Annotated in this window: 7 protein-coding genes; all 7 read left to right on the top strand. The window is 68.1% G+C overall.

Annotated elements, in window-relative coordinates; all coding sequences use genetic code 11:
- The first annotated feature begins 81 nt into the window (after nucleotides 1-81).
- The 7 genes from ACKTEK_RS00410 to fmt all read left to right on the top strand — a co-directional run bounded on the left by ACKTEK_RS00410 (nucleotide 82) and on the right by fmt (nucleotide 13,002).
- On the top strand, nucleotides 82-2,610 hold the full coding sequence (locus ACKTEK_RS00410) for an ATP-binding protein (protein WP_409163268.1): 2,529 nt from the start codon (nucleotides 82-84) through the stop codon (nucleotides 2,608-2,610).
- A complete protein-coding gene (gene tsaE, locus ACKTEK_RS00405) occupies nucleotides 2,603-4,135 on the top strand; it encodes a tRNA (adenosine(37)-N6)-threonylcarbamoyltransferase complex ATPase subunit type 1 TsaE (protein ID WP_409163267.1) in 1,533 nt (510 codons plus the stop codon). The genes ACKTEK_RS00410 and tsaE overlap by 8 nt, the downstream gene beginning before the upstream one ends.
- Complete coding sequence (locus ACKTEK_RS00400; protein WP_409163266.1) at nucleotides 4,132-4,881, top strand: nucleotidyltransferase family protein; 750 nt, start codon at nucleotides 4,132-4,134, stop codon at nucleotides 4,879-4,881. Before tsaE ends, ACKTEK_RS00400 begins: the two co-directional genes overlap by 4 nt.
- A gap of 22 nt (nucleotides 4,882-4,903) precedes the next feature.
- Nucleotides 4,904-8,026 (top strand): double-strand break repair protein AddB, encoded by a 3,123-nt coding sequence (gene addB / locus ACKTEK_RS00395; RefSeq protein ID WP_409163265.1) that lies wholly within the window; start codon nucleotides 4,904-4,906, stop codon nucleotides 8,024-8,026.
- Nucleotides 8,023-11,463, top strand: coding sequence for a double-strand break repair helicase AddA (gene addA, locus ACKTEK_RS00390; RefSeq protein WP_409163264.1), 3,441 nt, complete (start codon nucleotides 8,023-8,025; stop codon nucleotides 11,461-11,463). Before addB ends, addA begins: the two co-directional genes overlap by 4 nt.
- Nucleotides 11,464-11,495: 32 nt before the next feature.
- Entirely contained in the window at nucleotides 11,496-12,017 is a 522-nt protein-coding gene (def, locus tag ACKTEK_RS00385; RefSeq protein WP_409163263.1) for a peptide deformylase, read from the top strand.
- Nucleotides 12,018-12,093: 76 nt separating this feature from the next.
- Nucleotides 12,094-13,002: a methionyl-tRNA formyltransferase gene (gene fmt, locus ACKTEK_RS00380; RefSeq protein WP_409164856.1), complete on the top strand. Its 909-nt coding sequence runs from the start codon at nucleotides 12,094-12,096 to the stop codon at nucleotides 13,000-13,002.
- The last annotated feature ends 1 nt before the right edge of the window (nucleotide 13,003 follow it).

Here is a 13,003-nt window from a genome sequence, read left to right as displayed (position 1 = left end):
AGCGGACGACGGTCGAAGGCCCGGTAGACATTGGAAGCACTTATATCGGGGGAACGGATGGATCGGCTGGGCCGAGGGCATATGGGTTTGCGCTACCGCGTAGTGACCCGCATTTGCTCGGCAGCCGCAGCAGGCATCCTGATACCATCGACGGCCAATGCCCAGAACGCCCCCGGACGCTTCGCCGAAGCGGTTATCGATGCGTTGAGCGCAGAGGAAATGGCCGCGCTCAGCCTGACGCTGTCGCTCGTCGCCTTCGCGGTTCTCGCCGCCATTCTCTACATCCGCACCAAGAACCAGTTCACCGATTACCGGCGCAAATCCGAGACCCAGCGCGCGGCGCAGCAAGCGCGGCTTGACCGGGCGGAGAACCTGCTCAGTGCCGAGCCGCAGATCCTGATTGCATGGTCGAGCAGCGCTGGCACCGCCGACGTCCAGTACAACGCCGATGCGATCCAGGGCGGCCCGCGCAACGAAGACGCCATCCTCGACTTCGAACAATGGCTGACGGGCGAGGCCGCGCAAGCCCTTGCCACCGCCATCGCCCGGCTGCGCGAGCGCGGCACCGCCTTCGACCTGACGCTGACGACCCGCGCAGGGCACCCGGTGGAAGCCAACGGGCGCACAGGCGGGGGACGCGCGCTGGTGCGGCTGCGCAGCGCATCGGGCTCGCTGCGCGAACTGGCCGAACTGCGTGACAAGCAATCCCGGCTGTCGCGCGAGATGCAGGCGGTGCACCAGCTTTTCGATACGCTCGACTTTCCCGCATGGCTGCGTGACGAACAGGGCGCGCTGAGCTGGGTCAACCAGACCTACGCGCAGCTTGCCGGCGCCAAGACGCGCGACGAGGCCGTTGCCGGTCGGCTGGAGATCGCCGCCGTCAAGATTCAGGATGAGATGGCGCAGGCCCGACTGGAGGGCCGCACCTTCCACGGTGAGGCCTCGCTCGGCCACGACAACCGCAAGCTGGCGCTAACGGAAGTTGCCACCCGTACCGGGGCAGCCGGCCTTGCACTGGACGAGCAGGCCTCGGCGCGCATGAAGGCGGCGCTTGAGCGGGAAGCAACGATCCGCGCTGAAATCCTCGACCGCATCGACACCGCCGTCGCCGTCTTCGATGCCAACCGCCGCCTGACCTTCTGCAACAAGGCCTATCGCAGCCTGTGGCAGCTCGACCCCGCCTTCCTCATCATGAAGCCGGAGTTCGACGAGATCCTCGAACACCTGCGCGCCGACGAACGCGTCCCCACGCCGCCGGACGGCATGACCTGGCGCGACTGGGTCGCTTCGCTGATCGACAACACCGACGGCGAGGTACGCACAACCGAATGGGACCTGCCGAACGCGTCGCTTTCGCTCAAGCTGGTGACGATCCCGCATCGCGACGGCGGCTCGACACACCTTGTCCACAACCTGACCGAAAGCCTCGACCTGCAGACCAAGCTTTCCGCTCAGGCGCGCGTGCAGCGGCAGACGCTCGAAAGCCTCAGCGAGGCCATCGCGGTGTTCGGGCAGGACGGCAAGCTGAAGCTCTCCAACCCGCAGTTCGCCGCGATCTGGGACCTGGACCGCAAGGACCTCAAGGCGCGCCCGCACGTGGACGACATCATCGCCGCGTGCCGCAAGCTGTATCAGGGCGACGACGACTGGCTGGCGCTGAAGCAGAATGTCTGCGGGTTCATGGACGCACGCGAGCCGATTTCGCGCATGATCGAACGCGAGGACGAGAAGACCTTCGAACTGACCACCGTGCCGCTGTCCGACGGCGCGACGCTTGCCGTCTTCACCGACATCACGGCGGCCAAGGAAGTGGAGCGCGCCCTGCGCGAGCGCAACGAGGCGCTGGAACAGGCCGATCAGCTGCGCGGCAACTTCGTCTCCAACGTCTCCTACCACCTGCGCGATCCGCTGCAGTCGATCATCGGCTTTGCGCAGGTCCTGTCGGGCGACGCCATGACGCCGAACGAGGAGCAGCAGCGCGAATATGCAAGCTACATCCTCGCCTCCTCAACCTCGCTGATGACCATCGTCAACGACATCCTCGACCTCGCCTCCATCCAGGCGAACGCGCTGGAACTCTCCATCGGCGACGTGGAATTGCGCGACACCATCATGACCGCGCTGGACGCCCTTAAGGACCGCATCGGCGAGAAGAAGGTGGAAGTCACCATCGACGTCGCGCCGCGCGCCGAGCACCTGCGCGGCGATGCCCGCCGAATCCGCCAGATGATCTTCTCGCTGGCCGCCAACGCCATCGCCTTCTCCAAGGAAGGCGGCAAGGTCGGCATCGATGCCTTCGCCGATGGCGACATGATCGCCATCCGCGTCGCGGACCAGGGCGAAGGCATTCCCGACCACCTGAAATCGCGCGTGTTCGGCAGCTTCGAGACCCACGGCGATGGCCAGCGCGGTCCCGGGCTCGGCCTGTCGCTGGCGCGCGGCTTCGCGATCAAGCACGGCGGCGAAATCACGCTGGAATCCGAGCCCGGACAGGGCACCACGGTCACCATCCGCCTGCCGCGTGCGTTCGAACCCGACGCCCTGCCCGCTGAACCGGCGGAGCCGACCGAGGTCAAGTCGGAGCCTGCGGAGATGCAGCCGCATGGCTGACAAGGACGGCGGGTCGCGCGCTCTTCCCGACGAGGAAGCGACGCAGGCGCTGGCGCGGGAGTTTGCGCTGTTTGCACGCCCCGGTGACTTCATCGCGCTCTCCGGCGATCTCGGGGCGGGCAAGTCCACCTTCGCCCGCGCCTTCATCCGCGCGCTTGCCGGGGACGATGCGCTGGAGGTGCCAAGCCCGACCTTCACCCTTGTGCAGACCTATGACGAGACGCGGCTGCCTGTCCTGCATTGCGACCTCTACCGGATTTCGGATGCCGGCGAGATCGATGAACTGGGGCTGGACGAAGCCCTCGCCGAAGGCGTCGTGCTGGTCGAATGGCCGGATAATGCCCCCGGCAGCCTCGCCACCACGCGGCTGGACATGCAGCTGGACATGGATGGCGCGGGACGCATCGCGCGCTTCGCTCCGCATGGCGAGACATGGGCTTCGCGGATTGCCCGCATGGGCGAGATCAGTGCGTTCCTCGATCGCTGCGGGCGGACAGGCGACAAGCGCGGCCACCTGCAGGGCGATGCCTCGACGCGGCGCTACGAGCGGCTGAACGGGGCAAGCGGCAAGGCGATCCTGATGGATTCACCGGCCCGCCCCGATCCGGGCAAGCCGGGCGAACCCTCCTACAGCCAGATCGCGCATCTGGCCGAAGACGTCGCGCCCTTCGTCGCGCTCGCCAACGGCTTGCGCAAGGCCGGTGCCCACGCCCCGGAGATTCTCGCCCAAGACCTCGATGGCGGCCTGCTGGTGATCGAGGATCTCGGCGGCGGCACGATCATCACCGCAGACCGCAAGCCGATTGCGGAGCGCTACATCGACAGCGTCAGGCTGCTTGCCCATCTTCATACGCAGGACCTGCGCCAAGTTCTGCCGGTCGACGGCGTCACCTCGCACGAGGTTCCCGCCTTCGATGCCGGCGTCTTCCATGCCGAGGCATCGTTGCTGCCGCAATGGTACTGGCCGCACGCGAAGGACAGCGAGATCGACGCGGAGGCGCGTGCCGATTTCGTCACCGCGTGGGACGAGGTCCTCGCGACGACAGGGGTGCTGACGCGCCAGCCCACATGGGTGTTGCGCGACTTCCATTCTCCCAACGTGGTGTGGTGCGAGGAGACGCAAAGCCCCCTCAGCCCGCTCGACCGGGTCGGTGTCATCGACTTCCAGGACGCGCTGTGGGGGCCTGCCGCCTACGACGTGGTGTCGCTGGCGCAGGATGCCCGCATCACGGTGCCGCCGGACCTCGAGCGCGACATCCTGAACGCATATTTCGCGGCGCGCGACGGGGTCGACGAATCCGCCTTCCTCGCCGACTATGCGGTGATGGGCGCACAGCGGAACACCAAGATCCTCGGCATCTTCGCGCGGCTCAACGCGCGCGACGGCAAGCCGCACTACCTTGCGCACCTGCCGCGCGTGCAGGCATACCTTGCCCGCGACCTCGCGCACCCGGCGCTTGCACCGGTGGCGGCGTGGTTCGCGCAGCACCTGCCCGACATCGTGACGGAACGAACAAGCGCATGAACACCGAACAGCAGCAGGCAGCAGGCGCCAACAAACCCAGCGCGGCCATGGTCCTCGCGGCGGGGCTTGGCAAGCGCATGCGCCCGCTGACCGACACCACGCCCAAGCCTCTCGTGCCGGTGCGTGGTCGCGCGCTCATCGACTACGTGCTCGACAAGGCGGCGGAATCGGGCATCGGGCAATGCGTCGTCAACGTGCACTATCTTGCCGACAAGCTGGAAGCGCATCTCGCTTCGCGCCAGAGCCCGAGCATCACGATTTCCGATGAACGCGGGCTTCTGCTGGAAACCGGCGGCGGCGTGAAGCATGCCCTTCCCGCGCTGCCGGACGATGCGTTCTTCGTGCTCAATTCGGATTCGTTCTGGATCGAGGGTGCCCGCCCGCTGCTGACGCGGATGGCGGAAGCCTGGGACCCGGAGCGCATGGACATGCTGCTGGCGCTCGCCAACTCCGCCACCTCCACCGGCTATGCCGGGAACGGCGATTTCCTGATGGATCCGGAAGGGCGGCTCTCGCGCCGACCGGAAAGCATCGTCGCCCCCTTCGTCTACATGGGCGTTTGCATCCTCAAGCCGGAACTGTTCGACGGGACGCCCGACGATGCGTTCTCGCTGAACGTGCTGTTCGACAGCGCCATCGAGGCGGAGCGGCTCTTCGGCATCCGGCTCGACGGATTGTGGATGCATGTCGGCACGCCCGATGCCATCGCGGAGGCCGAAGCCGTCATCGAGGACAGCATTTCCTGATCGGCCCCACCCTGAGAGCCCCATGACCGACACCGCGCCGCGCAGCAGTATCGTTTCGATCCCCGCCGGCGTGGCGTTTCTGGATTGCCTCTGCGAACGGCTGATCGACGGGACGCTGCTTTCGGGCGCGGACGGGGAACCGGCGGCCCAACTGGCGGATGCGACCGTGCTGTTGCCCAACCGGCGCGCAGCCCGCGTGCTTGCCGACATGCTTTCAAATCGCGCGGGCGGTGCGGTGATCCTGCCGCGCATCGCGGCCATCGGCGACGTGGACGAGGATGCAGCGCTTGCCGGACAGTTCGCCGACCCGGAGTTCGACGCGGGCGCAGCACTCGGGCGGGGCATGCTGCTCCCCGTTCCGCCTGCCGTCAGCCAATTGGAGCGCCACCTCGCCCTGACGCGGCTCGTCTACGAGTTCGGCATCCACAAGGCTTCTGCCCTGAGCTATCCCAGGCGCGACGAGGCGATCCTCATCCCGACGGGTGCGGCGGATGCCAGCGCGCTTGCCCGCGACCTCGCCCGCCTGCTCGATGCGATGGAGACGGAGGAGGTGGCCGCGTCCGCGCTGACCGGCCTCGTGCCGGAGAACCACGCCGAGTACTGGAACATCGCGCACGCCTTCCTGAACATCGTCGTGGAATCCTGGCCGCAACATCTCGCCGAGCGCGGGCTGTCCGACCCGGTCGCACGGCGGAGCGCGCTGATCGGAGCGGAGACGGCACAGCTTGCCGCGCGCCGCGAGGAGCGACCTTACATCGTGGCCGGTTCGACCGGCTCGGTTCCGGCCACTGCGCGGCTGATGAAGATCGTCAGCAACCTCCCGCGCGGCTGGGTGGTGCTGCCCGGTCTCGACCGGGACCTCGACGACGCCTCGTGGAAGGCGGTCGAAGCGCAGGCGCAGACCCACCCGCAGCACGGTCTGGCGAAGCTGCTGGCCTCGCTCGGCGTGGACCGCGCCGACGTGCCCGACTTGCTGCCCGCGCACGATCACGCGACGCCGCCTGCCGCGCTGATGACCGAGATCTTCCGACCGGCGGAGACCAGCGAGCTCTGGCAGGAGCGGCGCGGCACAGTGGCGAAAGATGCCGCCGGTCACCTCGCCCTGTGCGAATGCGAGACCCCGCAGGAAGAGGCGCTGACCATCGCCTTCGCCCTGCGCGAGGCGATCGAGAGCGGCAAGGCGACAGCGGCCCTCGTCACGCCGGACCGCAACCTCGCGCGCCGGGTCTCCGCGCAGCTTCGCCGCTGGAGCCTGAACGTCGACGACACGGCTGGCCGGCCGCTATCCGCGACACCAGCCGGGACGTTCCTGCGGCTGGTCTGCGAGGCGGTGGCGGAAGCGTTCGCGCCAGTGCCGCTGACCGCACTGCTCGACCATCCGCTGTTCCGCAACGAGGCGGGCGACAAGACCCGCTCCGGCGTCGAGGCGCTCGAAGTCATGGTGCTGCGCGGCCCGCGCCCGCAGCCGGGCATCGTGGGCCTTCGCCTGGCCTACATGGGTGCCGCGACGGCTGAACAGTTGCACAACCGCGTCGCGGCCCGCCTGAGGGGCAGTTCGACCGCAGAGGCCGGCGCGCTTATCGACCTGCTCGAGAGGGCGACGCAGCCGCTGGCGCCTGCGACCTCCGGCAAGGCGCCCTTCATCGAGACCATGAGCCATCTCGCGCAGGCTGCCATCGCGCTATCAGGCGGGCGGGACGCGGCGGGCACGCCGCGCCTCTTCACCGGGGAGGACGGCATCCAGCTGGCGCGGTTCCTCGCCGAGATCGAAGCCTGTTTCGACACCGGCATGGAGCTGCCCTTCGGCGCACTGCCGGCCTTCATCGGCAGCCTGATGGATGGGGTGCCGGTGCGCGGCTACGCGCAGGACCGGCGCATCGCGATCCTCGGCCCGCTGGAAGCGCGCCTGCTGCAATTCGACCGCGTGGTCCTGGGCGGGCTGAACGAGGGCACGTGGCCAGGCGACGCGAAGACCGATCCGTGGCTGAGCCGCGCCATGCGCGCCCAACTCGGCCTCGACCTTCCCGAACGCCGCATCGGTCAGGCGGCCCACGATCTCGCGCAGCACATGGCGGCAGGCGATGTGGTGGTGACGCGCGCAGCGCGCAACGAGGGCGCGCCGGCCGTCGCCTCGCGCTGGCTGCAAAGGCTGGAAGCGGTGATCGGCGCGGATGCCTATTCGGACATGCGCGGCCGGGGGCGGCACTTCATCGACTGGGCGCGGGCGCTCGACCATGCGCCGCAGGGACCGGTTCCCGTCGAGCCGACGCCGAAGCCGCCAGTTAAGCAACGCCCGCGCAAGCTCAGCGTGACGCAGGTCGAAACCCTGATCCGAGACCCTTACGCGATCCACGCCGCGAAGATACTCGAACTCGATCCCCTGCCCCCGCTGGAGGAAGACGCCGATGCCGCGTTGCGCGGCTCCATCGTCCATGACGGGCTGGCGAACTACATCGAAAGCGCGCTGCTCAACAACGGACAGCTTGGCGATGCGGCGGGCCTGATGACGCTGTTCGAGGACGAGATGAGCGAGGCGGAGGTGCCGCCGCACACCCGCGCGCTGTGGCGGGCGCGCATGCAGCGCATTGCCGACTGGTTCGTGGCGACGGAAGCCGAGCGGCGCGCGAGCGGGGCAAAGCCGCTCATCATCGAGCAGTCCGGCTATCTCGACTTCGATGCGCCCGCCGGTCCATTCACGCTCAGCGCGCGCGCCGACCGGATCGACATGCTGGATGACGGGTCCGCAGCACTCATCGACTACAAGACCGGCGCACCGCCCACCATCAAGCAGGTGGCGGCAGGGCTCTCGCCGCAATTGACGCTGGAAGCGGCAATTGCCGAGCGCGGGGGCTTTGCCAATTCGGGCGCGCTGGTGCCGGGCGAACTGATCTATATCCGGCTGAGCGGCGCATTTCCCGCTGGTGAAATCAGACGTGTCGCGCCCACCGACGAAGGCGACACGCAGACGCTCGCAGACGAGGCGCTGGCGGGCTTCAAGGAACTCGTGGCGCGCTACGACGATGCCAACCAGCCCTACCGGCCCAGACTGTCGGCGAAGCTGTCGCGCGCCGAAGAGCCCTATGACCACCTGTCGCGTTTCAAGGAGTGGAGCACGGCGGATGGCGGTTCGGAGGGCGGCGAATGAGCGTGCGCGACGACATCGTCATCGACGCGCGGACGCGCGACGAGCAGAAGAAGGCGACCGATCCTTCGTCCTCGGCGTGGGTCACGGCCAATGCCGGGTCGGGCAAGACCTACGTGCTGTCGCGCCGCGTGCTGCGGCTTTTGCTGGACGGCGCGGACCCCGGCGCGGTGCTGTGCCTGACCTTCACCAAGGCGGCCGCCGCGCAAATGCAGACCCGCGTCTTTGCCGAGCTTGCCGACTGGACGCAGCTGGACGATGCGGCCCTCGAAAAAACGCTGACGGATTTGCTGGGGCACGCGCCGGATTCAAGCGAGATGCGGCTGGCGCGGCAGCTCTTCGCGCGCGCCATCGAGACGCCGGGGCGGCTGAAGATCCAGACTATTCACGCCTTCTGTGAAAGCGTGCTGCAGCGCTTCCCCTTCGAGGCCGGCGTTCCGGCGGGCTTCAGCGTACTGGACGACGACACCGCGCAGGCACTGAAGACGGCGGCACGGCATGACGTTCTAGCCGATCCCGGCAGCGACGCGCTGGCGCAGGCCATCGGGCAGGTCAGCCAGTACATCGACGCGCGCGGTTTCGGCGAATTGCTGGCAGCAATCACCGACCGCCGCCACGAGTTCCAGGCCTGGCAGTACGAGAACAATTTCGATCGCGGCTACGTCCGCTCGGGACTTGCCGACCTGTTCGGTGTCTCGCGATCTGTGAACGCGGACGCCATCGAGGCCGAGATTCTCGACAGCCCGCACCTGCCGCGCAGCGAGTGGCGGGCCATCGCCGACACGCTGGAACACGCGCGCAAGACCGGCACCGGCAATGCCGTCGACCAGTTGCGGCTGGCAGCGAGCGCCGCAGACGAGGAGCTTGCACGCGCGGCCTACCTGCTGGTGTTCCTCACCAAGGACCATTCGCCGCGAAAGTCGCCCGTCACCAAGGCTGAAGCCGAGGCGCACCCCGATATCGCCAACGCAATTCTGCAGGAGCAGGCGCGCGTTGAAGGACTGGTCGAACAGGGCAAGCTTGCCCGCCTCATCGACCTGACCTGCGATCTCGCCATGGTGGCCGATGCCGTCATCGACCGCTACGAGCGGGCCAAGCGCGAGCGCGGCATGCTCGACTTCGCCGACATGATCGCCCACACGGTGAAGCTGCTGGAAACGTCGTCGGACGCGGCGTGGGTGCTGTTCAAGCTCGATCCCGGCCTCGACCACATCCTCGTCGACGAGGCGCAGGACACCAGCCCCGATCAATGGCGCATCGTGCGCGCGCTGACGGAAGAATTCTTCGCCGGCTCCGGCGCCAGCGTGAAGGACCGCACGGTCTTTGCGGTGGGCGACCCGAAGCAGTCGATCTATTCGTTCCAGGGCGCGGACCCGGCGGGCTTCATCGGCATGGCGCGGCATTTCGAGGCGCGGCTGCGCGAGGCGTACCGATTCGAGCGCGTCGGGCTGTTCCGCTCGTTCCGCACGGCCCCGGCGGTGCTGGATGCGGTCGACAAGGTCTTCGCCAATGCCTCCGCCGCTGCAACGGGCGTCATGTTCGACAACGATCCGATTTCCCATTCGGCGGCGCGCGAGCGGGCACGCGGCACGGTGGAACTCTGGGAGCCGGTCCCGCGTCCAGACACGCCGGACGAGCGCCCGTGGGACGCGCCGCTCGATGCGCAGCGCAGCGATTCCGCCGAGGCGGTGCTTGCGAAGAACATCGCCAGAGCGATCCGCGCCAGCATCGAAGCCAAGGAAATCCTGCCCTCCAAGGGCGCACCGGCGCAGGCGAAGGATTTCCTGATCCTGCTGCGCAAGCGCAACCGGCTGGCCGCGCCCATCATCCGCGCGCTGAAAGCCGAGGGCGTGCCGGTTGCCGGTGCCGACCGGATGAAGTTGACCGACTCCATCGTGACGCTCGACCTGATGGCCTTGATGCAGGCCGCCTTGCTGCCGGAGGACGACTATTCGCTCGCCTGCGTGCTCAAAAGCCCGCTGTTCGGACTGAACGACGACCACCTGATGGAGCTTGCCATCGGGCGGCCCGGTTCGCTGGCGCTGGCGCTGCGGGCAAACAAGACCGAGAAGATCCGCGCGGCGGCGCAGAAGTTCGAGGAGCTGGCGCGGCTGGTGCGCACCGAGCGGCCCTATACCGTCATCGCGCATGTGCTGGGTGCTGCCGGCGGCAAGGGTGCCTATCGCGAGCGGCTCGGTAACGAGGCCGACGACGTGATGGACGAGTTGCTCGATCGCGCGCTTGCCTTCGAGCGCGACAACGTGCCGACCGTCTCGGGCTTCCTCGCGTGGTTGCAGCGCTCCGGCGGCGACATCAAGCGCGACCTCGACGAGGGCGGCGGCGCGGTGCGGGTGATGACCGTGCACGGCGCGAAGGGGTTGGAGGCCCCCGTGGTCTTCGTTGCCGACACCTGCTCGCCTGTCACCTCCGGCCGCCAGAATCCGCTGCAGGTCCTGCGGCAGGGCGACGTTCTGGATTCGCAGCCCTTCGCTTTCTGGGACGCGGGAAAGATGTTCCGCACGCCGACGATCCAGGGATTTCTGGATGATGCCAAGGAGCGGTCGCGCGAGGAGTTCCACCGCCTGCTCTATGTGGCGATGACGCGTGCCGAGGACCGGCTCATCATCTGCGGGGCGGAGACCGGCAATGGCCGCGGCAAGGGCTGCTGGTACGAGCTGATCGAGACCGCACTCGGTGAACAACTCGAAGAGATCGGCGAGGGCCGCTTCCGCTTCGTGCCGGAAGTCGACGGCGACGAGCCAAGCGCGAAAACAGCCGGCGCGATTGCGCCTGCCGGTGCGCCATTGCCGAAGTGGGCGACGACACCGATGCAACCCGCCCCGGTGCGCACCCGCCGTGCTGCCAGCGCCCTTCAGGAAACCGCAGCCTTTCACGCGGGCGCAGGCCAAGGCGGGCGGGCGCGCGGCACCCTCGTCCACATGCTGCTGGAACATCTGCCCGAGGTCGCACCCGACCGCCGCCGCGAGGCCGGTGCGGCGCTGCTTGCCGTCAACGCGACGCACTGGACGGATGAGGAGCGCAGTTCACTTCTGGCGTCCGTCATGTCGCTGCTGGAAGACAGCTCACTTGCGTTCCTGTTTGGCGCCGACAGCCGGGCGGAGGTGCCCGTCGCCGGCACGCTGGAACGCGAGGAAGACGGCGAACGCCTGCAGATTGCCGGGCGCATCGACCGGCTTGTGGTGACGCCGGACGCGATCCTGATTGCCGACTACAAGACCGGCCAGCCGCCGGCGACGCCCGAGGCGACGCCGCAGGCCTATGTGCGCCAGCTTGCCGCCTACCGAGCGCTGCTCGGCGCGATCCATCCGGGCAAGCGCGTGGAAGCCGCGCTGGTATGGAGCGATGCGGCGGACGGCCCGGCGGTGACCCGGCTCGGCGCGGATGCGCTGCGCGGCTTCAAGGTCGTCGCACCGGATTGACCGGGGGCGGCTGAACGCATAAATCCCGCGCCATGGCCATTCGAGAAATCATCACGCTGCCCGCGCCGCTGCTGCGCGAGGAGAGCGCTCCCGTCGAGCGCATCGACGACGAGCTGCAGACGCTCATCGACGACATGCTGGAGACGATGTACGACGCGCCGGGCATCGGCCTTGCGGGCGTGCAGATCGCCGTGCCGCGCCGCCTTCTGGTAATGGATGTGTCGCGCGACGAGGATGCGCGCAGCCCGCACGTGCTCATCAACCCCGAGGTTGTGTGGACGTCGGAGGAGATGTCAGCTTACGAGGAAGGCTGCCTGTCGATCCCGGAATACTATGCCGAGGTCGAGCGTCCCGCGACATGCAAGGTCAGCTACACGGATCGCGACGGCAAGCAGCAGGTGATGGAGGCCGACGGGGTGCTGGCGACCTGCGTGCAGCACGAGATCGACCACCTCAACGGGCAGCTTTTCATCGACTACCTGTCGAAGCTGAAGCGTGACCGCGTGGTCAAGAAATTCGCCAAGGCCGAGCGGCTGAAGAGCCACACGCTCTAGAGCCAGAGTCGTGCGCGCGGACCGCGCGCCTCACGTTCACATCAACGAGGACCAGCCAGCCGTGCGCGTCATCTTCATGGGAACGCCCGACTTCGCCGTGCCGACGCTGGTGGAGATCGTCGGACAGGGCCACGAGGTGGTCGCGGTCTATTCGCAGCCGCCACGCCCGGCCGGTCGCGGACAAGCAGAACGCCGCTCGCCGGTGCACGAGGCGGCAGCGGGTTTCGGCCTGCCCGTCCTCACCCCCGCCAGCATGAAGGACGACATCGCGCAGGCGGAGTTCGCCTCGCACGAAGCCGACGTCGCGGTGGTCGTCGCCTACGGGCAGTTGCTTCCGCAGGTCGTGCTGGATGCACCGGAACACGGCTGCCTGAACCTGCACGCCTCGCTGCTGCCGCGCTGGCGCGGGGCCGCGCCGATCCAGCGTGCCATCATGGCGGGGGATGCTGAAACCGGCGTCATGGTCATGCGCATGGAAGCGGGCCTCGACACCGGCCCCGTCGCGATGACGGAGAAACTCACCATCGGCGAGAACGAGACCGCCGGTGAATTGCACGACCGGCTGATGCGCCTTGGCGGCGACCTTGCCGGGCGCGCGCTGGCCGCCTTGTCGCGCGGCACCCTCGACTTCCACCCGCAGGACGGCGAGACGACATACGCCAAGAAGATCGAGAAGGCGGAAGCCCGCATCGACTGGAACCGGCCCGCCCGCGAGGTTCACAACCACATTCGCGGCCTGTCGCCGTTTCCCGGCGCGTGGTTCGAGGCGGAGCTTTCCGGTAAGGCCGAACGGATCAAGGCGCTGCGCAGCGAGTTGGACGATGGCTCGGGCGAACCCGGCACGGTGCTCGATGCGAACCTGACCATTGCCTGCGCGGATGGCGCGGTGCGGCTCACCCAATTGCAGCGCGCAGGCAAGGGCGCGATGGCGGCGAGCGACTTCCTGCGCGGGACGCAAATCCCTGCCGGCGCGAAACTGGCCTGAC

Origin of the sequence: Tepidamorphus sp. 3E244, from assembly GCF_046159835.1 — a bacterium.
GTDB lineage: Bacteria > Pseudomonadota > Alphaproteobacteria > Rhizobiales > Tepidamorphaceae > JACKJK01.
This window is presented reverse-complemented; position numbering and strand designations above follow the sequence as displayed.